The sequence below is a fragment of the Streptomyces sp. NPDC018263 genome (genome assembly GCF_055562575.1).
This window is the reverse complement of sequence record NZ_JBVHFA010000001.1, coordinates 790,921-816,447: the sequence shown is the minus strand read 5'-3', so window position 1 is coordinate 816,447 and position 25,527 is coordinate 790,921. Positions and strand designations below refer to the sequence as shown.

Annotated in this window: 20 protein-coding genes and 1 pseudogene; 16 read left to right on the top strand and 5 right to left on the bottom strand. The window is 73.2% G+C overall.

The window, feature by feature from the left end; genetic code table 11:
- Positions 1-77 precede the first annotated feature (77 nt).
- The 5 genes from ACZ3HQ_RS03805 (at position 78) to sucD (ending at position 7,112) form a co-directional block, all read left to right on the top strand.
- Positions 78-1,208, top strand: coding sequence for an ATP-binding protein (locus ACZ3HQ_RS03805; protein ID WP_467507714.1), 1,131 nt, complete (start codon positions 78-80; stop codon positions 1,206-1,208).
- On the top strand, positions 1,205-3,577 hold the full coding sequence (locus tag ACZ3HQ_RS03800; RefSeq protein ID WP_467507711.1) for a DUF5682 family protein: 2,373 nt from the start codon (positions 1,205-1,207) through the stop codon (positions 3,575-3,577). Before ACZ3HQ_RS03805 ends, ACZ3HQ_RS03800 begins: the two co-directional genes overlap by 4 nt.
- On the top strand, positions 3,574-4,752 hold the full coding sequence (locus ACZ3HQ_RS03795; protein ID WP_467507710.1) for a VWA domain-containing protein: 1,179 nt from the start codon (positions 3,574-3,576) through the stop codon (positions 4,750-4,752). Before ACZ3HQ_RS03800 ends, ACZ3HQ_RS03795 begins: the two co-directional genes overlap by 4 nt.
- A 265-nt stretch (positions 4,753-5,017) precedes the next feature.
- Positions 5,018-6,199: an ADP-forming succinate--CoA ligase subunit beta gene (gene sucC, locus ACZ3HQ_RS03790; RefSeq protein WP_467507708.1), complete on the top strand. Its 1,182-nt coding sequence runs from the start codon at positions 5,018-5,020 to the stop codon at positions 6,197-6,199.
- Between the two features lie 28 nt (positions 6,200-6,227).
- The gene (sucD, locus tag ACZ3HQ_RS03785) at positions 6,228-7,112 is read left to right on the top strand and encodes a succinate--CoA ligase subunit alpha (protein WP_030811903.1); all 885 of its coding nucleotides are present in this window, start codon (positions 6,228-6,230) and stop codon (positions 7,110-7,112) included.
- Between the two features lie 81 nt (positions 7,113-7,193).
- On the opposite strand, the pseudogene ACZ3HQ_RS03780 reads toward sucD, so the two are convergent.
- Positions 7,194-7,988 (bottom strand): annotated as a pseudogene (locus ACZ3HQ_RS03780) (RNA polymerase sigma factor); the annotation flags it as partial.
- A gap of 120 nt (positions 7,989-8,108) precedes the next feature.
- On the opposite strand from ACZ3HQ_RS03780, the gene ACZ3HQ_RS03775 reads away from it, so the two are divergent.
- The gene (locus tag ACZ3HQ_RS03775) at positions 8,109-9,668 is read left to right on the top strand and encodes a cell division protein PerM (RefSeq protein ID WP_467507705.1); all 1,560 of its coding nucleotides are present in this window, start codon (positions 8,109-8,111) and stop codon (positions 9,666-9,668) included.
- 716 nt (positions 9,669-10,384) lie between these two features.
- On the opposite strand, the gene ACZ3HQ_RS03770 is transcribed toward ACZ3HQ_RS03775, so the two are convergent.
- Positions 10,385-11,140 (bottom strand): hypothetical protein, encoded by a 756-nt coding sequence (locus tag ACZ3HQ_RS03770; protein ID WP_467507703.1) that lies wholly within the window; start codon positions 11,138-11,140, stop codon positions 10,385-10,387.
- Positions 11,141-11,410: 270 nt separating this feature from the next.
- On the opposite strand from ACZ3HQ_RS03770, the gene purN reads away from it, so the two are divergent.
- Together purN and purH are read left to right on the top strand one after the other, a co-directional pair.
- Positions 11,411-12,049 carry a phosphoribosylglycinamide formyltransferase gene (gene purN / locus ACZ3HQ_RS03765; protein WP_467507996.1) on the top strand — a complete coding sequence of 213 codons (639 nt, stop codon included), beginning with the start codon at positions 11,411-11,413 and terminating at the stop codon, positions 12,047-12,049.
- Complete coding sequence (gene purH, locus ACZ3HQ_RS03760; protein ID WP_467507701.1) at positions 12,046-13,617, top strand: bifunctional phosphoribosylaminoimidazolecarboxamide formyltransferase/IMP cyclohydrolase; 1,572 nt, start codon at positions 12,046-12,048, stop codon at positions 13,615-13,617. The genes purN and purH overlap by 4 nt, the downstream gene beginning before the upstream one ends.
- An 81-nt stretch (positions 13,618-13,698) precedes the next feature.
- Here the strand turns inward: purH and ACZ3HQ_RS03755 are convergent, their stop codons facing one another.
- Positions 13,699-14,295, bottom strand: a complete 597-nt coding sequence (locus ACZ3HQ_RS03755) for an RDD family protein (protein WP_467507699.1) — start codon at positions 14,293-14,295, stop codon at positions 13,699-13,701.
- A 262-nt stretch (positions 14,296-14,557) separates the two neighbouring features.
- On the opposite strand from ACZ3HQ_RS03755, the gene ACZ3HQ_RS03750 reads away from it, so the two are divergent.
- From ACZ3HQ_RS03750 to ACZ3HQ_RS03730, 5 genes are all read left to right on the top strand, one after another.
- On the top strand, positions 14,558-15,412 hold the full coding sequence (locus ACZ3HQ_RS03750) for a bifunctional methylenetetrahydrofolate dehydrogenase/methenyltetrahydrofolate cyclohydrolase (RefSeq protein ID WP_467507697.1): 855 nt from the start codon (positions 14,558-14,560) through the stop codon (positions 15,410-15,412).
- Positions 15,402-15,866: a DUF3017 domain-containing protein gene (locus ACZ3HQ_RS03745; RefSeq protein WP_467507696.1), complete on the top strand. Its 465-nt coding sequence runs from the start codon at positions 15,402-15,404 to the stop codon at positions 15,864-15,866. Before ACZ3HQ_RS03750 ends, ACZ3HQ_RS03745 begins: the two co-directional genes overlap by 11 nt.
- 303 nt (positions 15,867-16,169) lie before the next feature.
- A complete protein-coding gene (locus ACZ3HQ_RS03740; protein WP_467507694.1) occupies positions 16,170-17,066 on the top strand; it encodes an XRE family transcriptional regulator in 897 nt (298 codons plus the stop codon).
- A gap of 307 nt (positions 17,067-17,373) precedes the next feature.
- Positions 17,374-18,363 carry a malate dehydrogenase gene (locus ACZ3HQ_RS03735; RefSeq protein WP_199586149.1) on the top strand — a complete coding sequence of 330 codons (990 nt, stop codon included), beginning with the start codon at positions 17,374-17,376 and terminating at the stop codon, positions 18,361-18,363.
- A gap of 163 nt (positions 18,364-18,526) precedes the next feature.
- Positions 18,527-19,750 carry an RNA-guided endonuclease InsQ/TnpB family protein gene (locus ACZ3HQ_RS03730; RefSeq protein WP_467507994.1) on the top strand — a complete coding sequence of 408 codons (1,224 nt, stop codon included), beginning with the start codon at positions 18,527-18,529 and terminating at the stop codon, positions 19,748-19,750.
- Positions 19,751-19,807: 57 nt separating this feature from the next.
- On the opposite strand, the gene ACZ3HQ_RS03725 is transcribed toward ACZ3HQ_RS03730, so the two are convergent.
- Together ACZ3HQ_RS03725 and ACZ3HQ_RS03720 are read right to left on the bottom strand one after the other, a co-directional pair.
- Positions 19,808-20,494, bottom strand: coding sequence for a siderophore-interacting protein (locus ACZ3HQ_RS03725; protein ID WP_467507690.1), 687 nt, complete (start codon positions 20,492-20,494; stop codon positions 19,808-19,810).
- 48 nt (positions 20,495-20,542) lie between these two features.
- Positions 20,543-21,952 (bottom strand): MFS transporter, encoded by a 1,410-nt coding sequence (locus ACZ3HQ_RS03720; RefSeq protein WP_467507687.1) that lies wholly within the window; start codon positions 21,950-21,952, stop codon positions 20,543-20,545.
- A 96-nt stretch (positions 21,953-22,048) separates the two neighbouring features.
- On the opposite strand from ACZ3HQ_RS03720, the gene ACZ3HQ_RS03715 reads away from it, so the two are divergent.
- The 3 genes from ACZ3HQ_RS03715 (at position 22,049) to ACZ3HQ_RS03705 (ending at position 25,135) form a co-directional block, all read left to right on the top strand.
- The gene (locus ACZ3HQ_RS03715) at positions 22,049-22,990 is read left to right on the top strand and encodes a LysR family transcriptional regulator (protein ID WP_467507684.1); all 942 of its coding nucleotides are present in this window, start codon (positions 22,049-22,051) and stop codon (positions 22,988-22,990) included.
- 79 nt (positions 22,991-23,069) lie between these two features.
- The gene (locus tag ACZ3HQ_RS03710) at positions 23,070-24,791 is read left to right on the top strand and encodes a hypothetical protein (RefSeq protein WP_467507680.1); all 1,722 of its coding nucleotides are present in this window, start codon (positions 23,070-23,072) and stop codon (positions 24,789-24,791) included.
- Complete coding sequence (locus ACZ3HQ_RS03705) at positions 24,788-25,135, top strand: hypothetical protein (protein WP_467507678.1); 348 nt, start codon at positions 24,788-24,790, stop codon at positions 25,133-25,135. Before ACZ3HQ_RS03710 ends, ACZ3HQ_RS03705 begins: the two co-directional genes overlap by 4 nt.
- The last annotated feature ends 392 nt before the right edge of the window (positions 25,136-25,527 follow it).

Below are 25,527 nucleotides of genomic sequence, written 5' to 3'. Positions count from 1 at the left end.
GGTCAGAGCGATTGTCAGTGGGGTGCTGCATGGTGGATGCCAGATGACCCACGGCCGAGCTGGAGGGGGCCTCAGCCATGACTGTGTCCACAGAACCCACGAACGTCGAACCGATCCCGAGCCAGGCGCCGCAGGCGTTGCGACCGCACGCCGAGGACGCCTTCGCCGCCGAACTCACCGCGCTCGCCGCGCAGGACGACCGGCCGCGCCCGGAGCGCTGGAAGCTGTCTCCGTGGGCGGTCGCCACGTATCTGCTCGGCGGCACCCTGCCGGACGGCACCGTGATCACACCCAAGTACGTGGGCCCGCGCCGGATCGTCGAGGTCGCCGTCACCACGCTGGCCACCGACCGCGCCCTGCTCCTGCTCGGTGTGCCCGGCACCGCCAAGACCTGGGTGTCGGAGCATCTCGCGGCGGCCGTCAGCGGTGACTCCACCCTGCTGGTGCAGGGCACCGCCGGCACCCCGGAGGAGGCGATCCGGTACGGCTGGAACTACGCCCGCCTGCTCGCCCACGGCCCCAGCCGGGACGCCCTGGTGCCCAGCCCCGTCATGCGGGCCATGTCCGAGGGCATGACGGCGCGGGTCGAGGAGCTGACCCGGATACCGGCAGACGTGCAGGACACGCTGATCACGATCCTGTCCGAGAAGACCCTGCCGATCCCGGAGCTGGGCGAGGAGGTGCAGGCCGTGCGCGGCTTCAACCTCATCGCCACGGCCAACGACCGCGACCGGGGCGTCAACGACCTCTCCAGCGCGCTGCGCCGCCGCTTCAACACGGTGGTGCTGCCGCTGCCCGAGAGCGCCGACGCCGAGGTCGACATCGTCAGCCGCCGCGTCGACCAGATGGGTCGCTCGCTCGACCTGCCCCAGGCGCCCGAGGGGCTGGACGAGATCCGTCGTGTCGTCACCGTCTTCCGCGAGCTGCGCGACGGCGTGACCACCGACGGCCGCACCAAGCTGAAGTCGCCGAGCGGCACCCTGTCCACGGCGGAGGCGATCTCCGTCGTCACCAACGGCCTCGCCCTGGCCGCCCACTTCGGCGACGGTGTGCTGCGCGCCGGGGACGTGGCCGCGGGCATCCTCGGTGCCGTGGTGCGCGACCCGGCCGCCGACCGGGTCGTCTGGCAGGAGTATTTGGAGACGGTTGTACGCGAGCGCGACGGGTGGACGGACTTCTACCGGGCCTGCCGGGAGGTGAGCGCGTGAGCGAGGCCCCGCCCCCGGCCGGGGCGTTCGAGGCGGGCCCGCTGCTGCTGGGCGTCCGGCACCACGGGCCGGGCTCCGCGCGGGCGGTGCGGGCCGCGCTGGACGCCGCCGCGCCCGCCGTCGTCCTCATCGAGGGCCCGCCCGAGGCGGACCCGCTGATCCCGCTGGCCGCCGATCCCGATCTGCGCCCGCCGGTCGCGCTGCTCGCGCACGCCGTGGACGAGCCCGGCCGGTCGGCGTTCTGGCCGATGGCGGAGTTCAGCCCCGAGTGGGTGGCGATCCGGTGGGCCGTCGAGCACGGGGTCCCGGCCCGCTTCATCGACCTGCCCGCGACCCACTCCCTGGCCTGGGAGGAGAACACCGGCGCCCCTGAGGCAGCGGAAGAAGCGGAAGAACCGGAAGGAGACGAGACGGAAGAGGCCGAGCACGCCCGCGTGGACCCGCTCGCCGCCCTCGCCGAGGCCGCCGGTTACGACGACCCCGAGCGCTGGTGGGAGGACGCCGTCGAGCACCGGGGTCCGGGTCTGAGCGAGCCGTTCGCGCCGTTCGCCGCGCTGGAGGACGCCATGGGCGCCCTGCGGGAGCGGTACGGCGACGGCGGCCGGCCGCGCGACCTCGTGCGCGAGGCGTACATGCGGCTCCAGGTCCGCGCCGCCCGCAGGGAGTTCGGGGACGAGGTGGCCGTTGTCTGCGGTGCCTGGCACGTGCCCGCCCTCCGCGCGAAGACCACCGTCACCGCCGACCGGGCCCTCCTCAAGGGCCTGCCCAAGCTCAAGACCGACCTCACCTGGGTGCCCTGGACCCACCGCAGGCTGGCCCGGTCCAGTGGTTACGGCGCCGGGATCGACTCGCCGGGCTGGTACGCCCACCTGTTCGGCGCGCCGGACCGGCCGGTGGAGCGGTGGCTCACCAAGGTCGCCGGGCTGCTGCGCGAGGAGGACCGGATCGTGTCCTCCGCCCATGTCATCGAGGCGGTGCGGCTGGCCGACACCCTCGCGGTGATGCGCGGCCGCCCGCTGCCGGGCCTCACCGAGACCACGGACGCCGTGCGCGCGGTGCTGTGCGAGGGCTCGGACGTGCCGCTGTCCCTGGTGTACGACCGGCTGGTGGTCGGGGACGTGCTGGGCGAGGTCCCGGAGTCCGCGCCGGCGGTGCCGTTGCAGCGGGACCTCGCCCGTGAGCAGCGCCGGCTGCGGCTCAAGCCGGAGGCGCTGGAGCGCGAGCTGGAGCTGGACCTGCGCAAGGACACCGACGCCGCGCGCGGCCGGCTGCTGCACCGGCTCAGGCTGCTCGGCGTCGGCTGGGGCGAACCGGCCCGCTCGCGCGGGAGCACGGGCACCTTCCGGGAGACCTGGCGGCTGCGCTGGGAGCCGGAGCTGTCGGTGCGGATCGCGGAGGCCGGGGTGTGGGGCACCACCGTGCTGGGCGCGGCCACCGCCAAGGCCGAGGCGGACGCGGTCGGGGCCCAGGCCCTCGCCGACGTGACCGCGCTGGCCGAGCGGTGCCTGCTCGCCGGGCTGCCGGACGCGCTGCCCGTGGTGATGCGGGTGCTCGCCGACCGCGCCGCCCTCGACGCCGACGTGAGCCACCTCGCCAAGGCGCTCCCCGCCCTGGTCCGCTCGCTGCGTTACGGCGACGTGCGCGGCACCGACACCGGCGCGCTGGCCGACGTCGCCGCCGCCCTGGCGGAGCGCGTCTTCATCGGCCTCCCGCCCGCCTGCACCACCCTGGACACCGACGCCGCCCAGGAGATGCGGGGCCATGTCGACGCCGTGCACGGCGCGGTGGGGCTGCTGGCCGAGACGCTCACCGGGCACGACGCCCTCCGGCCCCGCTGGCGGGCGGTGCTGCGCACGCTGTCCCAGCGGGAGACCGTGCCGGGGCTGCTCCGGGGCCGGGCGGTGCGGCTGCTGCTGGACGACGGGGCGCTGGAGGCCGAGGACGTGGCCCGGCTGATGGGTCTGGCCCTGTCGCCGGGGACGCCGCCCGGTGACGCGGCCGCGTGGGTCGAGGGGTTCGTCGGAGGCGGCGGGGGAGGGCTGCTGCTGGTGCACGACGAGCGGCTGCTCGGGCTGGTGGACGCGTGGCTGACCTCCGTACCCGCCGACGCGTTCACCGACGTGCTGCCGCTGCTGCGGCGCACCTTCTCGGCGTACGAGCCCGGTGCGCGCAGGACGCTCGGTGAGCTGGTCCGGCGCGGTCCGGGCAGCGGTGCCGGGGCCGTGAGCCCCACGGCCTCGTCCGGCTTCGCGCCGGAACCCGATGCCGGACGCGCGGACGCCGTGCTGCCGGTGCTGCGGCTGCTGCTCGGTCTCACGCCGGAGCAGCGGCGACCGATGGACGACGACCTCGCGGGGGTGGGGGCATGACACACACGACGACCATGCGTGACGGCGACGCCGAGCGGCTGCGCCGGTGGCGGCTGGTGCTGGGCGGGGACCAGGCGGACGGCACCGGAGTCGCGCTGTCCGGCCGGGACGCGGCCATGGACGGCACCCTGACCGCGCTGTACGGCCGGGGCGACAAGGCGGGCAGGAGCCCGGCGGGACGGGAGCGCTCGGCGGGGCTCGGCGGTTCGGCGCCCTCCGTGGCGCGCTGGCTCGGGGACATCCGCACCTACTTCCCCTCCTCCGTCGTGCAGGTCATGCAGCGCGACGCCATCGACCGGCTCGGGCTGGCCGCGCTGCTGCTGGAGCCGGAGATGCTGGAGGCGGTGGAGGCCGACGTGCACCTGGTCGGCACCCTGCTCTCGCTGAACAAGGCGATGCCGGAGACCACCAAGGAGACCGCGCGGGCGGTGGTGCGCAAGGTGGTCGAGGACCTGGAGAAGCGGCTGGCGACCCGCACCCGTGCCACGCTCACCGGCGCCCTGGACCGCAGCGCCCGGGTCAGCCGGCCGCGCCACCACGACATCGACTGGAACCGCACGATCGCGGCCAACCTCAAGCACTACCTGCCGGAGTACCGGACGATCGTGCCGGAGCGGCTCATCGGGTACGGGCGGGCCGCGCAGTCGGTGAAGAAGGAGGTGATCCTCTGCATCGACCAGTCCGGCTCGATGGCAGCGTCCGTGGTCTACGCGTCGGTGTTCGGCGCGGTGCTCGCCTCGATGCGGTCGATCAGCACGCGCATGGTCGTCTTCGATACCTCCGTCGTCGACCTCACCGACCAGCTCGACGACCCGGTGGACGTGCTCTTTGGCACCCAGCTCGGCGGCGGTACCGACATCAACCGGGCGCTCGCCTACTGCCAGTCGAAAATCACCCGGCCCGCCGAGACGGTGGTCGTCCTGATCAGCGACCTCTACGAGGGCGGCATCCGGGACGAGATGCTGAAGCGGGTCGCCGCGATGAAGGCGTCCGGCGTGCAGTTCGTGACCCTGCTCGCGCTGTCCGACGAGGGGGCGCCCGCCTACGACCGGGAGCACGCGGCCGCGCTGGCCGCGCTCGGTGCCCCGGCGTTCGCCTGCACCCCGGACCTCTTCCCGGAGGTGATGGCCGCCGCGATCGAGAAGCGCCCGCTGCCCATACCGGACACCGCGTGACAAGGGGGATGGGGTGATCGGTCGAACAAGTGCACCCCATGAGGCACGGCGTGTCAGGGAAAACGGCATCATGTGACAGGTATCACCGCTCGGGTGTGACCCGCGATTTAGAGGCCCCCGGCAAGCAGGGATAACCTGCGAGACGGACATGCCGCGCGCTCGGACACCGTGTGCGCACCCCTTGTGACAAGCGGACGTCACGTTGCCCTTCGCGGCACGCCCACGCATCCAACGACCGCGAGATCACTGATAGGGACGGAAGCGCGTGGACCTGTTCGAGTACCAGGCGAGGGACCTCTTCGCCAAGCACGATGTACCGGTGCTGGCCGGTGAAGTCATCGACACGCCTGAGGCGGCGCGCGAGATCACCGAGCGTCTGGGCGGCAAGTCCGTCGTCAAGGCGCAGGTGAAGGTCGGTGGTCGTGGCAAGGCCGGCGGCGTCAAGCTCGCCGCCACCCCGGACGAGGCCGTCGCCCGCGCGACGGACATCCTCGGCATGGACATCAAGGGCCACACGGTCCACAAGGTGATGATCGCCGAGACTGCTCCGGAGATCGTCGAGGAGTACTACGTCTCCTTCCTCCTCGACCGTGCCAACCGCACCTTCCTCGCCATCGCCTCCGTCGAGGGCGGCATGGACATCGAGGAGGTGGCGGCCACCCGCCCGGAGGCTGTCGCCAAGATCGCGATCGACGCCATCGACGGCGTGGACGAGGCCAAGGCCCGCGAGATCGTCGAGGCCGCCAAGTTCCCGGCCGAGGTCGCGGACAAGGTCGTCAACGTCCTGATCAAGCTGTGGGACACCTTCATCAAGTCGGACGCCCTCCTCGTCGAGGTCAACCCGCTGGCGAAGGTCGCCTCCGGCGAGGTCCTGGCGCTGGACGGCAAGGTGTCGCTCGACGAGAACGCCGAGTTCCGTCACCCCGAGTACGAAGAGCTGCACGACAAGGAAGCGGCCAACCCGCTCGAGGCCGCCGCCAAGGCGAAGGGCCTCAACTACGTCAAGCTCGACGGCCAGGTCGGCATCATCGGCAACGGCGCGGGTCTCGTCATGAGCACCCTGGACGTCGTCGCGTACGCCGGTGAGAGGCACGGCGACGTGAAGCCCGCCAACTTCCTGGACATCGGTGGCGGCGCCTCCGCCCAGGTCATGGCGAACGGCCTGGAGATCATCCTGGGCGACCCGGACGTCAAGTCCGTGTTCGTCAACGTCTTCGGCGGCATCACCGCCTGCGACGAGGTCGCCAACGGCATCGTCCAGGCGCTCAAGCTCCTCGAGGAGCGCGGCGAGAAGGTCGAGAAGCCGCTCGTCGTCCGCCTCGACGGCAACAACGCCGAGCTGGGCCGCAAGATCCTCACCGACGCCGACCACCCGCTGGTCCAGCGCGTCGACACCATGGACGGCGCGGCCGACAAGGCCGCCGAGCTGGCCCACGCCGCAAAGTAAGCACTCAGGACGAGGACACGTACACACCATGGCTATCTGGCTCAACAAGGACAGCAAGGTCATCGTCCAGGGCATGACCGGCGCCACCGGCATGAAGCACACCAAGCTCATGCTGGGTGACGGCACCGAGGTCGTGGGCGGCGTCAACCCGCGCAAGGCGGGTCAGACCGTGGACTTCGACGGCACCGAGGTACCCGTCTTCGGGACCGTCAAGGAGGCCATCGAGAAGACCGGCGCCAACGTCTCCGTCATCTTCGTGCCGGAGAAGTTCACCAAGGACGCCGTCGTCGAGGCGATCGACGCCGAGATCCCGCTGGCCGTCGTGATCACCGAGGGCATCGCCGTGCACGACACGGCCGCCTTCTGGGCGTACGCCGGCAAGAAGGGCAACAAGACCCGGATCATCGGCCCGAACTGCCCCGGCATCATCACGCCGGGCCAGTCCAACGTCGGCATCATCCCGGGCGACATCACCAAGCCGGGCCGCATCGGCCTGGTCTCGAAGTCCGGCACGCTGACGTACCAGATGATGTACGAGCTGCGTGACCTGGGCTTCTCGACCGCCGTCGGTATCGGTGGCGACCCGATCATCGGCACCACGCACATCGACGCCCTGGCCGCGTTCCAGGACGACCCCGACACCGACCTGATCGTGATGATCGGTGAGATCGGTGGCGACGCCGAGGAGCGCGCGGCCGCGTTCATCAAGGACAACGTGACCAAGCCGGTCGTCGGCTACGTCGCGGGCTTCACCGCGCCCGAGGGCAAGACGATGGGCCACGCCGGCGCGATCGTCTCCGGTTCGTCCGGCACCGCCCAGGCGAAGAAGGAGGCCCTCGAGGCCGCGGGCGTCAAGGTCGGCAAGACGCCGACCGAGACGGCCAAGCTGGCGCGGGAGATCCTGAGCGCCTGACGCTCGGCCCTTCGGGCAGCACACCGGCGGGCCCGTCCCCTTCTCGGGGGCGGGCCCGCCGCTGTTTTCCGGCACGCGGGGTCAGCCGGGTGACGGCGTCAGCCGTTCCGGGCCGTTGCCCGCCGCCGCGCGCAGCTTGTTGCGCAGGGTCACCTCGGCCGGCGAGAGCGGGCCGAGCGCGGGGGCCGGGGGGACGCCGCGCACGGCCTGGGCGGGGGCGATGGGGGCTTCGTAGTGCGTGGGTGCCGTGCGCAGGGTGAGGCCGGTCGCGCCGATGATGGCGACGGTGAAGGCGATGGCCGCGCGGGTCCAGAAGACGTTGCGGCGCTCGCCCGTGGTGCGGACGGTGGTCGGGGCGTCGGCGCGGAGCCGTTCGGTGGAGGCGAGTTCCGTCAGGCGCCGGTGCAGGGCGGCCGGGTCGGCCAGTTCCGGTACCCGCGCGGCGACGGCCTCGCGGGCGCGGGTCAGCCGGCCCGCCGCGGCCGGGGTGCTCGCCTCGGTCTCGGCCGCCGTCTCGGGCAGGTCGAGGCCGACGCCGTCGTACAGCACGAGGGTGCGGCGGTAGGAGGGCGGGAGGCGGAGCAGCGCGTCCAGCAGGGCGCGGGCGTCCGGGTCGGCGGGCGGGGGCTCGGGGGTGCGGTAGCGAGGGCGGAAGCCGTGCCAGGGGGAGAGGGCGTACTCGTACGCCGTCGCCCGGACCCAGCCGCCCGGGTCGCGGTCGCGGGCCACCTCGGGCCAGCGCTGCCAGGCCGCCTGGAACGCCCGCTCCACCGCCTCGCGGGCCAACTCCCGCCGCCCCGTGAGCAGATAGGTCTGGCGGACCAGGGCGGGGGCGCAGAACGCGTAGAGCGCGTCGAACGCCTGATCAGGGGTCAGGGTGGGTGCGGTGCTCTGCGTCACGGCTCACCCCTCTGTGTGAATAGGCACATAAACATATATTGGGCGACACTTCGGGGGTTCGCCTGTTACGCCGGGAAAGCGCGTGTCGTTGGGAGCATGGCGGGCGTGATGCCGCTGACACTCCGTCGCATGTCGTCGTCCCTGCGGTCCCGGATGCGCGACCGTTCACCCGGTCTCGGGCCCGCGCTGGCGGGCGGTGCGCTCGCGGCCGGGCTCGGGCTCGGCGCGTGCGCGGCGCTGGTGATGGTGCTGTGGGTCAGTTCGCCCTACCCGGACAGCGGGCCCGGCGGTGCGCTGCATGTCGCGGCCGCGCTGTGGCTGCTGGCGCACGGGGTCGAACTGGTCCGCACCGAGACGCTGTCCGGGGCGCCGCAGCCGGTCGGGCTGACCCCGTTGCTGCTGCTCGCGCTGCCGGTGTGGCTGGTGTACCGGGCGGCGCGGGACGCCACGGACGCGTCCGACGAGCCGGACGGGCCGCCGCCGGTTCCCGCGCGTACGGCGTGGACGGGGGTGGTGCTCGGGTACGTCGGCGTCGGCGCGGCCGCCGCACTGTACGCCTCCGGGGGTGAACCCCGGCCCGAGTGGCTCTGGGTGACGGTGTGTCTGCCCCTGCTCGTCGGCGGCGCCGCGGGCGTCGGCGTCTGGGCGGGCTCCGGGCGGCCGCACCCGCCGGTGTCCTCCCGGCTGCCGCACTGGGTACGGGTGGACGCGCTCGGTACGGCGGCCCGCGCGGCCGGAGCGGCCACGGCCGTGCTCACCGGGGGTGGGGCGCTGCTGCTCGGCGCGTCCCTCGTCTGGCACGGGGACACCGCCCGGCTGGCGTTCACCCAGCTCACGGAGGGGTGGACCGGACGGCTCACGGTGCTGCTGCTCGCGGTCACGCTGGTCCCCAACGCGGCGCTCTGGTCGGCCTCGTACGCGCTCGGTCCCGGATTCGCGCTCGGCGCCGGGCACATGGTGCACCCGCTGTCCTCGGACCCGGCCCCGCTGCTGCCCCCGTTCCCGCTGCTCGCGGCCGTCCCCGACGCGGGCCCCGGTACGCCGCTGAACTGGGCCGTCGCCCTGGTGCCGGTCGCGGCCGGGGTGACGGCGGGCTGGTTCGTCGCGGTGGCCGCCGTGCGGCGGGCGCGTCCCTGGCTGCACTGGTCGGCGGGCCGGACCGTCGGCGTCCTCGCCCTGTCCGCCCTGCTCTGCGCCCTGGCCCTCACCCTGCTCGCCGCGCTCTCCGGCGGCCCCCTGGGCACCTCGACCCTCTCCCGCTTCGGCCCCCTGGCCTGGCAGACCGGCCCCGCGGCCGCCCTGTGGCTCCTCCTCCTGGGCACCCCGACCACCCTCACCACAAGAGCCTGGCGCCTCTACGCCCTCCGCCGCGCGGGCGCGTTGCCGTCCCGCAGAACGAGGAAGCCCGCCTGGCTGACCCGAGCCAAGACACCCCGCGCGGCAGAGGCACCCCCGAAGCTCCCTGCCCCCACCCCGGAGCCGAAGGAGGACGACCTCTACGACTTCCTGGATTCAGCCCCCACCCCGGAGGCGGCCCCGCCCCAGCCCACCACCGAAAACACCACCAGCGCCCCCGAGCCCCCCGCCCCCGAGCCCGCCGAATCCGCGCCCCCGAAGACCACCCCGGACCCAGCCGAGCCCAAACCCTCACCCTGACCACCGCGACGGGCCCAGGGGGGCGGGCACGGCGGGACGAAGCCGTCGCTCAGCGACCGACCCCGCCGCCGACACCCGCTCCGACCACCGGACGCTCCCCGAACCTGTCCGCGACTCTCGCCCGCCGCCGCTCCCGAGCCGCGCATCCCCGGCCGAGCCGAACCCTGGCCTGACCGCCGCCGCATGCGGGCCCACAGGGTGGGCATCGTGGGGCGAAGCCGTCGCTCAGCGACCGACCCCGCCGCCGACACCCGCTCCGGCCACCGGACGCTCCCCGCACCCGGCCGAGGACCTCGCCCGCCGCCGCTCCCGGCCGCGCATCCCTGGCCGAGCCGAACCCTGGCCTGGCCGTCGCCGCATGCGGGCCCGCGGGGGTGGGCATGGTGGGGCGAAGCCGTCGATCAGCGACCGATCCGGCCGCTGACGCTCGCTCCGGCCGCCGGACATTCCCCGCACTTGTCCGCGACTCCCGCCCGCTCCCGCGCCGCGCACCCCCAGGTCTGCCGGATCGCCGTCCCGCACGCCGAACCCCTCGGCTCGGCCACCGGCCGTTCACGGGCCAGGGTGGGGTGAAGCCGCGGAGCGGCTGCCGAGCCGGGGCCATGCCCGTTCGTGAGTTGAGCCCCCGCGCGGACGGCCCCCACGCTCCGCCGCGCCCGGCCCCGCGCACCAGCCCGCCGCGACCCATCCCGGAGTCGGTCGTCCGGATCAGCCCCTCAGGAGTTGGCCGACCCCAGTACCCCCCGCAGATGCTCCGGCAGGAGCTGGTCGCAGGACTGCTTCGACTGCTGGGTCAAGGCGTCGTTCACGCATGTGTAGTAGTCGCGGTAGACGAGCTGGACGGTGAAGACCGCGGCGACCAGGACGAGGGCGAGGGCGGCGGTGATCATGCCGGCGATGGCCGCGGTGACCTGGGGGCGGGTACCGGTCGGCCGGGGTTCGTCCGGGGAGGGGGTGCGGGGCTTGGCGCGCAGCGAGCTGCCGCCCCAGTAGAGGGCGAGGGCGCCGAGGAGGAGGGAGACATAGGGCCAGCCGAGGAGGACGAAGAAGACGGCCCACATGCCGGACAGCAGGGCGTAGCGGGCGCGGCGCTGGGCCGGGTCCGTGGGGTCCCAGCGCTGCTTGCCGGTACCGCCGCCCTGGCCCTCCGGACCCGCGCCGGGACGCTCGCCGAAGCCGCCGGGGGCGCGGCCGGGCTGGCGGTCGCTCCACTGGCTGCCCCAGCGCGAGTCGCCTGATCCCTGGTGACCGCCCCGGCCCTCGGGGTGACGCGGGCGCCAGGGCTGGTCGGGACGGTCCTCGGGCGGGGGCGCGTAGGGGTTGTCGTCCTTGCGGTCACCGCCGCGGTCGTCGTCCCCGGAGGGTGCCTGGGGCGGCGAGGCCGGCCGCTCCCGCAGCAGGACAGCGCCACGCTCGCCCTCCGGGCCGGTCAGCGGCGGGAACGTGAGGAGTCGCGGGCTGCGATCGGGCATCAAAGGAGCGTCTTCCCCTAGGTGATTCGAAGTCCGACATGAGCTGTCATCCCGTGAACGCGCCGCACGGCGACCGCGTTCCCGAGCCCGCTCGTCCAGAACGCTACCTTCCGGCCACGCCGCCGTCCCGTGGGGGCTGTCCGGAGTGACGGGTATCGTTGCTGGCGGCCGGCCGCTTCGTAGACTTCCCCGTATGGCGGGACGCGAAGCATTCGTAGAACCCTACAAACGCCGGCCGTGAACACCGCCGTCCCGAGAAAGGGCCCCATCGTGGCCGCCACCCCCGCCGGTCCAGCGGTCCGGCGACTCGTCGTGCTGGTCTCCGGTTCCGGCACCAACCTCCAGGCCCTGCTGGACGAGATCGAGCGCGTCGGAGCCGAGGCGTACGGCGCGCGGATCGTCGCCGTGGGGGCCGACCGCGACGGCATCGAGGGGCTGGCCCGCGCAGAGCGCGCCGGGCTGCCGACCTTCGTGTGCCGGGTGAAGGACCACCCGACCCGCGAGGAGTGGGACGCGGCGCTCGCCGAGGCGGTCGCCGCGCACGAGCCCGACCTCGTGGTCTCGGCCGGCTTCATGAAGATCGTGGGCAAGGAGTTCCTGGCCCGGTTCGGCGGCCGGTTCGTCAACACCCACCCGGCCCTGCTGCCGAGCTTCCCGGGGGCCCACGGCGTACGGGACGCGCTCGCGTACGGCGCCAAGGTCACCGGCTGCACCGTCCACTTCGTCGACGACGGCGTCGACACCGGGCCGATCATCGCGCAGGGCGTGGTGGAGATCCGGGACGAGGACGACGAGAGCGCGCTGCACGAGCGCATCAAGGACGTCGAGCGAAGGCTGCTCGTCGAGGTCGTGGGGCGGCTCGCCCGCAACGGCCATCGCATAGAGGGACGAAAGGTAGTTATCCCGTGACCGCCACCGCCGAGAGCACCAAGCGGCCCATTCGCCGGGCGCTCGTCAGCGTCTACGACAAGACCGGCCTGGAAGACCTCGCGCGCGGGCTGCACGAGGCCGGGGTGGAGCTGGTCTCCACCGGGTCCACCGCGGCCCGTATCGCCGCCGCCGGCGTCCCCGTCACCAAGGTGGAGGAGCTGACCGGCTTCCCCGAGTGCCTGGACGGCCGGGTCAAGACCCTGCACCCCAAGGTGCATGCGGGCATCCTCGCCGACCTGCGCCTGGACAGCCACCGCGAGCAGCTCGCCGAGCTGGGCGTCACGCCGTTCGACCTGGTCGTGGTCAACCTGTACCCGTTCCGGGAGACCGTCGCCTCCGGTGCCTCGCCCGACGAGTGCGTGGAGCAGATCGACATCGGCGGCCCCTCCATGGTCCGCGCCGCCGCCAAGAACCACCCCTCCGTCGCCGTGGTCACCAGCCCCGACCGGTACGCCGACGTGGCCGCCGCCGCCCAGGAGGGCGGCTTCGACCTCGCCGCCCGCAAGCGGCTGGCCGCCGAGGCGTTCCGGCACACCGCCGCCTACGACGTGGCCGTGGCCGACTGGTTCGCCTCCGAGTACGCCCCGGTCGACGACTCCCCGTTCCCCGACTTCCTCGGCGGCACCTGGGACCGCGCGCACACCCTGCGCTACGGCGAGAACCCGCACCAGCCGGCCGCGCTGTACGTGGAGCCGGGTGCCGAGGGCCTCGCGCAGGCCGAGCAGTTGCACGGCAAGGAGATGTCGTACAACAACTACACCGACACCGACGCCGCCCGCCGGGCCGCGTACGACCACGACGAGCCCTGTGTGGCGATCATCAAGCACGCCAACCCGTGCGGGATCGCGGTCGGCGCGGACGTGGCCGAGGCGCACCGCAAGGCGCACGCCTGCGACCCGCTGTCCGCGTTCGGCGGGGTCATCGCGGTGAACCGGCCGGTCAGCAAGGAGATGGCGGAGCAGGTCGCGGAGATCTTCACCGAGGTCATCGTGGCGCCGGACTACGAGGAGGGCGCGCTGGAGGCCCTCGCCCGGAAGAAGAACATCCGGGTGCTGAAGGCCCCCCAGGGTCCCGCCGCCACGGTCGAGATCAAGCCGGTCGACGGCGGCGTGCTGGTCCAGGAGGCCGACCGCCTGCAGGCCGACGGCGACGACCCGGCCAACTGGACGCTGGCCAGCGGTGACGCGCTCTCCGAGGCGGAGCTGGCCGAGCTGGCGTTCGCCTGGCGGGCGTGCCGCGCGGTGAAGTCCAACGCGATCCTGCTCGCCAAGGACGGCGCCTCGGTCGGCGTCGGCATGGGCCAGGTCAACCGCGTCGACTCCTGCAAGCTGGCCGTCGAGCGGGCGGGCGAGGAGCGGGCGCGGGGTGCCTTCGCGGCCTCCGACGCGTTCTTCCCCTTCCCCGACGGGCCGCAGATCCTGATCGACGCCGGGGTGCGGGCCATCGTGCAGCCGGGCGGGTCGATCCGGGACGAGCAGGTCGTGGAGGCCGCCAAGGAGGCGGGCGTGACCATGTACTTCACGGGCACGCGGCACTTCTTCCACTGACGCCCGGACAAAGAGACGAAGAACGGCCGCCCGCTCCCCTTCGCGGAAGGGGAGCGGGCGGCCGCCTGCCGTGCCGCGCGCCTACTTGGTACGGATCACGATCGAGCCGCAGACCTTGTCCGCGAAGGTCTGGCGCTTGGAGTCCCACGCCGGCCACAGGTAGCCGAGGTAGCACGGCAGGCCGTCGAGGAAGTGGGCGAGCTGGCGGACGAACGCCATGCCCCCGCCGAGCGGCTGACCGGTGTCCTCCTTCAGGGTGCGGGTGCCGACGACCTTCTTGCCGATCGTCTGGCCCGTCTTGCCCTCCTGGATGATCTGGTAGATCAGGAAGGCGATCATGAAGAGGAAGCCGATCAGCGCGAGCGCCGGGATCTCCGCCTTCGCGCCGATGAGCACGAGCGGCACGTAGACCACCATGTAGAGGATGGTGTCGATCAGCTTGCTGAGGAATCGCTGGCCCCAGTTTGCGTACTGCGGCTGCTGGTAGGCGTAGCCCGGCTGCTGCGGGTAGCCGTAACCGGCCTGCTGCGGGACCGGGGGCGCCTGCGGGTAGCCGTAACCGGGCTGCGGCGGCACGCCCTGCGGCGCCTGCGGGTAACCGGGGTGCTGCGGCTGCCCGTACCCCTGCTGGGGGTCCTGCGGCTGACCGTACGGGTTCTGGGGCGAGCCGAAACTCATGGCTGGATTCCTCCGTTGGACCTGCGGGGACGACACGGACAGCACGGAGGAACGTCAGGATCTGAGCGGTTTGCCCCCCACTGGACCGCGATGTATGCGCCGTTCATGGTTGTTGAGCCGTCACGCGTTGTCCAGCGGCGGGCGCGAGGTGTTGTGCAAGTGCAACATCAACGATCATCGACGGACATCTGGGACGCGACGGTGGCGGAGCCCACGCGGACCGGATTGGAACCGGGGGCCCGTCATCCGCGAGGATGTATGCATGACCGCCCAGATTCTCGATGGCAAGGCCACCGCAGCCGCGATCAAGTCCGATCTGACCGCCCGCGTGGCGGCGCTGAAGGAGAAGGGAATCACGCCCGGCCTCGGTACCGTCCTGGTCGGTGAGGACCCCGGCAGCCAGAAGTACGTCGCGGGCAAGCACCGCGACTGCGCCCAGGTCGGCATCGCCTCCATCCAGCGCGAACTGCCCGCCACGGCCACGCAGGAGGAGATCGAGGCGGTCGTCCGCGAGCTGAACGAGGACCCCGACTGCACCGGCTACATCGTCCAGCTCCCGCTGCCCAAGGGCATCGACGAGAACCGCATCCTGGAGCTGATGGACCCGGAGAAGGACGCCGACGGCCTCCACCCGATGAACCTCGGCCGCCTGGTCCTCAACGAGCCCGCCCCGCTGCCCTGCACCCCCAACGGCGTGCTCACCCTGCTGCGCCAGTACGGCGTGGAGACCAAGGGCGCCGAGGTCGTGGTCGTCGGCCGTGGCGTGACCATCGGGCGCTCGATGCCGCTGCTGCTCACCCGGCGCAGCGAGAACGCCACCGTCACCCAGTGCCACACCGGCACCCGTGACCTGGCCTACCACCTCAAGCGGGCCGACATCGTCGTCTCGGCCGCCGGTGCCCCGCACCTGATCCGCGCCGAGCACATCAAGCCGGGCGCGGCCGTGCTGGACGTGGGCGTCTCCCGCAACGCCGAGGGCAAGATCGTCGGTGATGTCCACCCCGACGTCGCCGAGGTCGCCGGGTGGATCTCCCCGAACCCCGGCGGGGTCGGCCCGATGACCCGCGCCCAGCTCCTGGTCAACGTGGTGGAGGCGGCGGAGCGGCGTGCCGGCTGACGAGTCCGGGGAGCCGCAGGTGCGGGACGCGATCAGCGCTCCCGACGCGCAGGGGCGCACCCGGCGCATCACCCGCCGCTTCCCGCTGTTCACCAAGGACACCGCGCGCCCCGAGGGCGGCGGCCGGGCCGCGGGCAGCGACGCCCCGGCGCCCGCGCGGCAGTGGCCGGTGCTGGTCGTGCTCTCCGTCGTCGCGCTCGGCCTGCTGCTGGTCGCCTTCGACGTGACCCGCGCCGGGCTGCTGCTGATCGGCGCGGCCCTGCTGGCGGGCGCCGCGATGCGCTGGACGCTGCCCGGCGTCGGCATGCTGGCCGTCCGCTCCCGCTTCACGGACATCGTGACCTACGGGGTCCTGGGCCTCGCCATCGTCCTGCTGGCCCTGATGGCCCAGCCCGACCCCCTGCTCCAGATCCCGTTCCTGAAGGACACCCTGCACTTCACGGTGTCCAACTAGCGCTGTCCGCAAGGCCGGTGGCTCGCCCCCGCCCCCGATCAGGGGCGAGCCGCCGGAACTTCACCCTGGCGGGCCGGGTGGCCGCCGGGCAATGTCCCGCCGTGCGCTGTGGCACGGAGGTGACCGTTCCGCCACCGTGTCCGCGCCCTGCCACATCCGGGCAATTGGCGGCGCAACAAGGGCAGTTCGCCGGATACGTTCCGAACACCCCCCTCCCGCGGGCTACCGTGGAGCGGGGGCGGTGGCGTGACGCGGGGAGGCGTCGCGGTGCCTGCCGGGGGAGGAACGAGGGGGGAGCGGGCCATGGCTCGTTGGAAGGCGCTGCCGGAGGAACTCGACCCGCAGATCGGGGAGTTCACCCGTCAGTTGCGGCGGCTCGTGGACCAGCGGGGTCTGAGTGTCGCCACGCTGGCCGACCGCACCGGGTACAGCAGGACGTCCTGGGAGCGGTATCTGAACGGACGGCTGCTCGCGCCCAAGGGCGCCGTCGTCGCCCTCGCCGAGGTCACCGGGACCAGCCCGGTCCACCTCACCACCATGTGGGAGCTGGCCGAACGCGCCTGGAGCCGGGCGGAGTCGCGGCACGACCGCACGATGGAGCAGATCCGCATCACCCGGGCCCGCGCCGAACTGGGCGACTTCGGCGGCGGTACGAGCACGACGACGGCCGGCGCCCCACCGGTGACCCCGCCCCCCGCCGAGCCCCCTGCGGGCAGGCGCCGCGTCCTGCTCTTCCTCGCGGGCGCCGTGGCCGTACTCGTCGTCCTCGGCACCGTCTTCCTGCTCACCGGCCGAAGCGGCGGCGAGAGCGCACCCGAAGCCGCCGAGTCCCCCTCGCCGTCCGCCACCGGCGCCGCCGGCCTGCCGCCGGGCGTCAAGTGCGTGGGCGTCGGCTGCACCGGGAAGGACGCCGAGGCCATGGGGTGCAGCGGCGACCTGGTGACCACCGCCGGGACCGCCACCGTCGGCGCCGCCACCCTGGAGGTCCGCTACAGCAGGACGTGCGGCGCCGCCTGGGGCCGGATCACCGGCGCCGCACCGGGCGACCGGGTGCGCGTCACCGCGGACGGCGAGAGCCGGCGGGGTGTCGCCGTCGCCGGGGAGACGTACACCTACACGCCGATGGTCGCCGTCGGCCGCGCGGGCCGGGCCGAAGCCTGCGTGACCCTGGTGTCGGGGCGCACCGGGTGCGCGAAGTAGGCGGGTTTTCCGGCGCGGCACGCATGGGACGCCGGAACCGGGGCACGCGAACCTGTACCCCCCCCACGGGAGTCCGGCGAGCCGGTACCCCCACCGGCGGCCGCCCCAGTCTTCCTCTCCCGGACGGGCGGCCGCTGCCGTGTGCGGGGGCGGGCCCGCGAAGTCGGGCTGTGGGACGGGCCACAGGGCCCCGGACGTCCGGCATGCCGGATGCGCGATAGCCTGACCGCTGATCTCTCTTGACGCCAAGAGATCGATCATCCGCACGGGGCAGGGACGCCCCACCGCCAGCCATACGGAGAACGCCATGACCCGCACTCCCGTGAACGTCACCGTCACCGGCGCGGCCGGCCAGATCGGTTACGCCCTCCTCTTCCGCATCGCCTCCGGGCAGCTCCTCGGCGCGGACGTGCCGGTCAACCTCCGCCTCCTGGAGATCACCCCCGCGCTCAAGGCCGCCGAGGGCACGGCCATGGAGCTGGACGACTGCGCGTTCCCGCTGCTGAACGGCATCACCATCACCGACGACCCGAACGTCGCCTTCGACGGCGCCAACGTCGCCCTGCTGGTCGGCGCCCGCCCGCGCACCAAGGGCATGGAGCGCGGTGACCTCCTGGAGGCCAACGGCGGCATCTTCAAGCCGCAGGGCAAGGCCATCAACGACCACGCCGCGGACGACATCAAGGTCCTCGTCGTCGGCAACCCGGCCAACACCAACGCGCTCATCGCGCAGGCCGCCGCCCCGGACGTACCGGCCGAGCGCTTCACCGCGATGACGCGCCTCGACCACAACCGCGCGCTGACCCAGCTCGCGAAGAAGACGGGCACCCCGGTCTCCGAGATCAAGCGCCTGACGATCTGGGGCAACCACTCCGCGACCCAGTACCCGGACATCTTCCACGCCACGGTCGCCGGCAAGAACGCCGCCGAGGTCGTGAACGACGAGCAGTGGCTGGCCGACGACTTCATCCCGACCGTCGCCAAGCGCGGTGCCGCGATCATCGAGGCCCGCGGTGCCTCGTCGGCCGCCTCCGCCGCCAACGCCGCCATCGACCACGTGTACACCTGGGTCAACGGCACCGCCGAGGGCGACTGGACCTCCATGGGCATCCCGTCGGACGGCTCCTACGGCGTCCCGGAGGGCCTGATCTCGTCCTTCCCGGTCACCACCAAGGACGGCAAGTACGAGATCGTCCAGGGCCTGGACATCAACGAGTTCTCCCGCGCCCGCATCGACGCCTCGGTGCGGGAGCTGGCGGAGGAGCGCGACGCGGTCCGCGGTCTCGGCCTCATCTGAGCCCCGCAGCAACGAGTGACGGGCCCCTCCGGTCTTCCGGACGGGGCCCGTTCCCGTGTCCCGCGGTGTTGTTCCGGCGGAGCCGGGCCTTGCTCGTGATGGTGATGGGTCGTGCACATGTTCCCGATGACGGCACGGGTTCGAGGTGCCTAGCGTGATCGTCATACAGCTCCGGTACAGCTTCCGTCTGTACCCGAACACCGGCCAGCAGGTGGCGTTGGCGAAGGCGTTCGGGTGCGCCCGCGTCGTGTTCAACGACGTCGTCCGTGCCCGCGAGGACGCCCGTAAGGCCGGGCAGCCGTTCCCGACGGCCGGTCACCTGTCCCGGAAGCTGATCACAGAGGCGAAGCGGACAGCCGGGCGGTCCTGGCTGGGTGAGGTGTCGGCAGTGGTGCTTCAGCAGTCCCTGCGGGACGCCGAGACCGCGTACCGCAACTTCTTCGCCTCCCTCAGGGGCACGCGCGAGGGGCCGAAAGTGGGAGCGCCCCGCTTCAAGTCCCGCAAGGACAACCGGCAGTCGATCCGGTTCACCGCCAATGCCCGCTGGAACATCACCGGCAGCGGCCGTCTGAACCTGCCCAAGATCGGCGCGGTGAAGGTGAAATGGTCCCGCCCGCTGCCCGCCGTCCCCACCTCCGTCCCCGTCATCAAGGACGCCGCCGGCAGATTTTTCGCCTCTTTCGTCATCAACACCGACCCTGCCGCCGACCAGGCACGGATGCCCGAGACCGACAGCACCATCGGCATCGACCTCGGCCTCACTCACTTCGCGGTCCTCTCCGACGGTACGAAGATCGGCTCGCCGCGCTTTCTGCGGCGCGCGGAGAAGAAACTGAAGAAGACCCAGCGGGAGTTGTCCCGCAAACAGAAGGGATCGAAGAACAGGGCCAAGGCCCGCCTGAAGGTCGCCCGCGTCCACGCACAGGTCGCTGACGCACGCCGCGAGTTCCACCACCAGTTCTCCACGAAGCTGATCTCCGAGAACCAAGGGATCGCCGTGGAGGACCTGTCGGTGGCGGGACTGGCCCGCACGAAGCTGGCCAAGTCGGTGCATGACGCCGGGTGGTCCGCGTTCATCAGCATGCTGGAATACAAAGCGGAACGGTACGGTCGCACCCTGGTCAAGATCGGCCGGTTCGAACCGACCTCCCAGACCTGCTCCACCTGCGGGGTCAAGGACGGCCCCAAGCCCCTGAACATCCGGGAATGGACCTGCACCGCCTGCGGCACCGTCCACGACCGGGACCACAATGCCGCGATCAACGTGAAGACGGCCGCCGGACTGGCGGTATCGGCCTGCGGAGCGCCGGTAAGACCGGAAGCAATCCCGGCACAGCGCGAAGAAACAGGAAGCCACGGATTCCCGACCGGAAACCGTGCCGTGTAGCGGCACAGCAACCAGTCGAGAAGGCCAGAATCCTCGCTCTTCAGGGCGAGGAGCAAGTCACTCCAGGCCGCGCTTGCCCGGCGCCCAGAACGGCTTGGTCAGCACCGAGCGCCGGTCCCAGCCCGCGTCCCGCAGCACATGCCGTACCGCCTGCACGGTCCGTGCCTCCCCGGCGACGTACGCGACCCCGCCCGGCGCCGGTGCCAGGCGGCCCACCGCCTCGGCGAGCGGGACGGTGCCGCGCAGCACCCAGTCCAGCCGCCCGGCGTGGGCCAGCGGGAGCCGGTCGTCGGCCGTGGCGGTCTCCACGCAGCCGGAGATCCGGGCGCCGTCGGGCAGCGCGGCGAGCATCGCGCCGAAGGCGACGGAGGCGGTCTCGTCCCCGACGAAGACGTGGTGCGCGGCGTCGGGGCGCAGGGTGAACGAGCCCTCCGGCTTGCCGAGGCGCACCTCGTCGCCCGCCGCCGCCTCGCGCGCCCAGCGGGCGCCGGGGCCGTCGCCCTCGTGGTCCAGCACGCACAACTCCAGGGCGCCGGACGGCTCGTAGCGCCACACCGAGTAGGTGCGCCGGGTGAGCGCGGAGCCCACGAGCACCCGGACCTGCTGGCCGGGGAGCACGTCGAGCCCGGCCAGTGCGTCGCCCTCGATCCGCAGGCGCCGCATCCGCGCGGTGAACCGCTCCACGGAGGTCACGGTGCCCCGGAGCATCAGCAGATCGAGGACAGGGTTCAGCAGCGCGGGCATGCACGGCTCCTAGAACTGGACAACTCGGGTCCGTCGGACCGGAGTTGATCATCGGTGGGGGGTGGAGGGCGATGCCACGCGCTCCGGGACCGGAGTGGCGGACCGGAGGGTAGGGTTCCGGCCGCCCCACCCCGCGATCACCAACGCGGTCGCCGCGAGCACCACCAGGGCGACGACGCGCAGCGCCGGGCCCATGCCGTCGAGCAGGCCGGTGTGCGCGGAGAGCACGGTCCCGGTGACGGCGACGCCCAGCGCGGCACCGGTCTCGCGGGCCGTGGTGCCCAGGCCGCTGCCCAGCCCGGCCTGGTGCGCGGGGAGCGAGGTGACCACGCCCACGGTGAGCGCGGGCATCGACAGGCCCGTACCGGCGGAGACCACCAGCAGCCAGCCGAGGTACAGCGCGTACGGAGTGTCCGCGTCGGCGGTCGACGCGGCGAGCAGGCCCAGGCCGATCAGGGTGAGGCCGGTGCCCACGAGGGCGCGCGGGTGGGCCGCCCAGCGTCCGCCGAGCCGCTGCGCCAGGGCCATGCCGACGGGCAGCGGCAGGATGGCCACGCCGGTCAGGGCGGCACCCATGCCCTTCGCCTCCTGGAGGTACTGGGAGTTGACGAAGAACAGCGCGAACAGGCCGAAGAACCCGGTGGCCGTGCCGAGGGACGCGGCGCGCAGCCGGGCCGAGGCGAAGACGCGGGGGTCGAAGAGCGGGGCGGGGGAGCGCAGGGCGTGCGCGGTGAAGGCGCCGGTCAGCACGGCTCCGGCGGCGAAGGCGCCGAGGATGCGCGCGGAGGTCCAGCCGTAGGAGGGGCCCTCGATGATGCCGAACAGTACGGCGACCAGGCCCCCGGTGAGCAGCAGGGTGCCCAGCGGGTCGAGGCCGGTGCCCGGGGAGCGCGGGGTGCGCGGGGTGGTCGCGGCGACGGCGGCGGCGAGCAGCGCGGCGAGCGGCACCATGGCGGCGAACAGGGCCCGCCAGGACAGGTACTGCCCGGCGAAGCCGCCCGCCAGGTTGCCGACCCCGCCGCCGACGCCCAGTGACAGCGTCCAGGCGCCCATCGCGCGGGCCCGGGTCTCGGGCGTGGACAGCCGCATCAGGATCGACAGCGTGGCCGGGGTGATCAGCGCGGCTCCGGCCCCGGAGACCGCCCGGCCCGCGATGAGGACGGCCGGGTCCGTGGCGAGGGCACCGGTCGCGGCGCCCGCGGCGAACAGGGCGAGGCCGGTGAGCAGGGCGCCCTTGCGGCCGTAGCGGTCGCCGAGGGTGCCGGCCGGGACGAGCAGTGCGGCGAAGGCGATGACGTAGGCGTCCACTATCCACAGCAGTTGGCTGTGCGAGGGGTGCGGGGACGACGCCATGAACTGGGGGATCAGCAGGTTGATCGCGGCGACCATGCTCTGGGCGACCAGGACACAGGCGCACAGCACGAGCAGCGTCGAGCGTTTCAGGGCAGGCGGGAGCACGGCTCCTCCAGGAGCTTGTCGGGGTGGTGCGGGGCTGTGCCGCCACCGTAGGGTCGGGTCCGACCTGCTTTCCAGTGCAACCTTCGCAAGGGATGATTGCGTGTGACGCAATCCGGAGACGTCTCGCCGCTCGCGGGCGTGGACCTCAATCTGCTGCTCGCGCTCGACGTGCTCCTGGAGGAGCAGAGCGTCCGGGGTGCCGCCCGGCGGCTGCATCTGTCGGAGCCCGCGATGAGCCGCGCCCTCGGCCGTATCCGCAAGGCGCTCGGCGACCCGGTCCTGGTGCGCGCCGGGCGGCAGATGGTGCCGACCCCGCACGCGCTGGCGGTGCGGGCCGAGGTGAGCGCGGTGGTCGAGCGGGCCCGCGCCCTGTTCGCGCCCGGCCGGGACGCCGACCCGCGCACGATGAGCCGTACCTTCACGATCCTCGGCCATGACGCGACCGCCGCCACCCTCGGCGCCCCGCTGCTGACCCGCACCGCCCGCGAGGCGCCCGGCATCCGGCTGCGGTTCCTCTCCGAGAGCCCGGTCGACGCCCCCTTCCTGCGCCAGGGCACCGCCGACCTGGAGATCGGCGTGGTGGACACCACCGCCCCCGAGGTGCGGGTGGAGACGCTGTACGAGGACCGGATGCTCGGGGTCGTACGGGCCGGACACCCTTTGTTGGAGGGCGAGTTGACCCCGGAGCGGTTCGCCGCCGGGGCCGCGCATCTGAGCGTGTCCCGGCGGGGGCGACTGCACGGGCCGATCGACGACGCGCTCGCCGCGCTCGGGCTCGCGCGGCGGGTGGCCGGCAGCGTCGGGACCTACCCCGCGTCGCTGTTCGTGGTGCGCGACACCGACCTGGTCGGGATCGTCAACCGGGGGAGCCGGCCCATGGCGGAGACGCTCGGTCTGGTCACCTTCCCCGTCCCGCTCCCGCTGCCGCCCCTCGCGGTCGGGATCGCCTGGCACCCCCGTCACGACGCCGACCCGGCGCACGCCTGGCTGCGCGCCACGGTGAAGGAGTTGATGGCCGAGCGGATTCCGGTTTCCTGACCACCCGTCACCCCTCTATGCTCAGCGGTCGTCGTCCACCTTCTGTCGGGCGAGGGACTTCCATGCATCGGGGGATGGCATGAGCAGTGCTCAGGTGCCGCCGCAGGCGGAGCGGACGCGGGCCGAGCGGGCGCCGGTCCATCCGCCGCCCGTCCCGCCCCACACCAGCGAGGCCACCCGGCTGCTGTGCGCGGGCGCCTATCTGGACTCCGGCTACCGCGACCGCGTCATCGAGGAACTCCACCTCAACGAGCAGCGGATCGTGGCCCCTTCGCTCGGCTTCGACGCGGCGCGGGTGCTGGCGCACGCGCTGCGGGCCCGGCGGCAGGAGCTGGTCTGGGCCGGGGCCGTCGCCGGGCTGTGGCTGGTGGGCATGCCGCTCAGCGGCGGCCTGCTCGCGCTGTACCTGTGGCCCAGCATCTGGCTCGCGCTCGCCCCCTGGCTGCGCGGGCGTGCCGCTTCGCCGCCGCTGTACCGGCTGGTCCTCGCCTTCCTGGCGCGGTGGTGGGGGCGGGTGTGGTTCGCGGCGCTGTTCGTGCTCACCGTCTTCACCGCGTTCGGCGGGGGCCCGTCCCCCGAGCCGACCTACGACCCGTACGGCGGGTACGGCGGGTACGGCGGTTCCGGGGACCTCTCCGACTCGCTCACCCCGGCCGTGGAGGTCTGGCAGGCGTGGTCCGCCCTCGTCGTGCTCGCCCTCATCGCGCTCTGTGTGCACGCCCAGCGCACCCAGTTCAGCCGGGCGCTGGCCGGTGAACTGTCTCCGCAGCGCTTCCCGGACGCCGCCGCCGACCCCGCCGAGCAGGCGCCGAGCCCGCGTTTCCAGCGGCTCAGGCAGCGCATCCGGCTGGAGCAGCACGCCCCGCTGGTCATGTACCACGAGGCCCGGCCCTTCTGCGGGGCCGGAGACGCGTACGACACCTGGGTGCTGGCCGTGGAACTCAAGCCGGACGAGTTGGCGAAGGAGCGGCAGCCGCTCAGCAACCGGGCCATTCTGGAGAAGATCCGCCCCCGCCTGGAGGCGCTCCGCGTCCCCGCCGAGTACGCGGGGCCCGGTGTCCGGGACCGGCTGCGCTGGCTGGAGGTCGACGAGTGCGTGTTCCTCCCGGTGGAGGGGCTGAAGAAGCGGGAGCAGGCGCCGTACACCGCCGAGGCGTTCGAGCAGCACCGGGCGCGGGCGGTGGAGGAGGGGGCCGAGAAGCGGCGGCACTTTCTGCGGGTGCGGGTCGGCGGCTGGGAGGAGGAGCTGGTCGTCACCGTGTACGTCCGCGTCCACACCCAGGGCGGCATGCTGATGCTGGAGATCGCGCCGCATGTGCTGACGCCGGTCCGCGAGGACTTCAAGGACGCCGACCGTGCCGCCCACCGGTTCCGGCACAACAACTCCCTCGGCAAGGCCGTCACCGCGCTCGTCCTGGTGCCGGGTTCGGCGGGGCGGGCGTTCGCCCAGCTCGGCCGGGGTCTGGTGCACGGCTGGCGGCTGCTGACCGGGGGGTACGGGGGCGCCCTGCCCGACGGTCCCGCGCTCTCGGTGCGCGAGCTGGGGTCCGCGCCGGTCGGCTCGCTCTTCCAGGAGATGGACGTGGTCCGGTATCTGCGCGGGGTGCAGGACCGGGTGGCCGACGGGGTGCGGTCCGCGCTCGCCGAATCCGGTTACCAGACCGGGGAGTTCGTCCGGAAGGTCGTCAACATCCGCAACGGGGACGTCCACATCGGCCGCGTCGAGGGCAGCACCTTCGCCGTCGGCAGCCACGCCAACGCCACGGGCGCGCCCGCGCCGCAGAAGGGAGCCGGGACATGACCGGTCAGGAGCCGAACGTGACGATCGGAGACGTGTCGGGCAGCACCTTCGCGATCGGCAGCCACGCCCGTGCCGAGAGTCACCAGCACGGCACGGGCACCCCGGCCGACCAGGAACTCCTGGCAGCGGTACGGGAGTTGCGCGCCGACCTCGCGCGGGTGCGGGCCACCGAGCAGACCGCCGCGCTGGGCGAGGCGCTCGCCGACACCGAGGCGGAACTCACCCGCACCGGCCAGGCGAGCCCCACCCGCCGCGAACGCCTGCGCGAGCTTCTGTCCGACTCCCAGGCGCTTCTGGGCGTCCTCGCCTCGGCGGGCACGGTCGCCGGCCTGCTCGGACTCTGACCGCGACACCGAAGGGGGACCGCGATGAGCGGAGGAGAGCAACACTGGAACGAAGACACCCAACGCTGGGAGACCGGCCCGTCCGCCGCCTCGGCCCCCACCCCACCCCCACCGCCCCGCCCGGACCACACCCCCACACCCCTCTGGCCCCCGGCCGAGCCCCGGAACGCCGACGACACCCCGCCCCCCGCGTCTACGGGGTCGACGGCTGGCGCCGGTTCCTCGGCTGAGTCGTCGCCGTCTGCCGACCCGTCGATCGCGGCCGGCGCGCGGTCCCCTCAGGGGCCCACGGCCTCCGCCGCCCCCTCCGCGTCGCAGGGAGCGACGGAGGGCGCCGGTTCCTCGGCTGAGTCGTCGGGGTCTGCCGACCCGTCGGTCTCCGCCGGTGCGGG

Excerpts from the sequence above, each read along its gene's own strand:
- ACZ3HQ_RS03805 (WP_467507714.1), top strand. The coding sequence starts at position 78 with ATGACTGTGTCCACAGAACCCACGAACGTCGAACCGATCCCGAGCCAG.
- ACZ3HQ_RS03795 (WP_467507710.1), top strand. The coding sequence starts at position 3,574 with ATGACACACACGACGACCATGCGTGACGGCGACGCCGAGCGGCTGCGC.
- sucD (WP_030811903.1), top strand. The coding sequence starts at position 6,228 with ATGGCTATCTGGCTCAACAAGGACAGCAAGGTCATCGTCCAGGGCATG.
- ACZ3HQ_RS03775 (WP_467507705.1), top strand. The coding sequence starts at position 8,109 with ATGGCGGGCGTGATGCCGCTGACACTCCGTCGCATGTCGTCGTCCCTG.
- ACZ3HQ_RS03770 (WP_467507703.1), bottom strand. The coding sequence starts at position 11,140 with ATGCCCGATCGCAGCCCGCGACTCCTCACGTTCCCGCCGCTGACCGGC.
- ACZ3HQ_RS03755 (WP_467507699.1), bottom strand. The coding sequence starts at position 14,295 with ATGAGTTTCGGCTCGCCCCAGAACCCGTACGGTCAGCCGCAGGACCCC.
- ACZ3HQ_RS03750 (WP_467507697.1), top strand. The coding sequence starts at position 14,558 with ATGACCGCCCAGATTCTCGATGGCAAGGCCACCGCAGCCGCGATCAAG.
- ACZ3HQ_RS03740 (WP_467507694.1), top strand. The coding sequence starts at position 16,170 with ATGGCTCGTTGGAAGGCGCTGCCGGAGGAACTCGACCCGCAGATCGGG.
- ACZ3HQ_RS03735 (WP_199586149.1), top strand. The coding sequence starts at position 17,374 with ATGACCCGCACTCCCGTGAACGTCACCGTCACCGGCGCGGCCGGCCAG.
- ACZ3HQ_RS03725 (WP_467507690.1), bottom strand. The coding sequence starts at position 20,494 with ATGCCCGCGCTGCTGAACCCTGTCCTCGATCTGCTGATGCTCCGGGGC.
- ACZ3HQ_RS03710 (WP_467507680.1), top strand. The coding sequence starts at position 23,070 with ATGAGCAGTGCTCAGGTGCCGCCGCAGGCGGAGCGGACGCGGGCCGAG.
- ACZ3HQ_RS03705 (WP_467507678.1), top strand. The coding sequence starts at position 24,788 with ATGACCGGTCAGGAGCCGAACGTGACGATCGGAGACGTGTCGGGCAGC.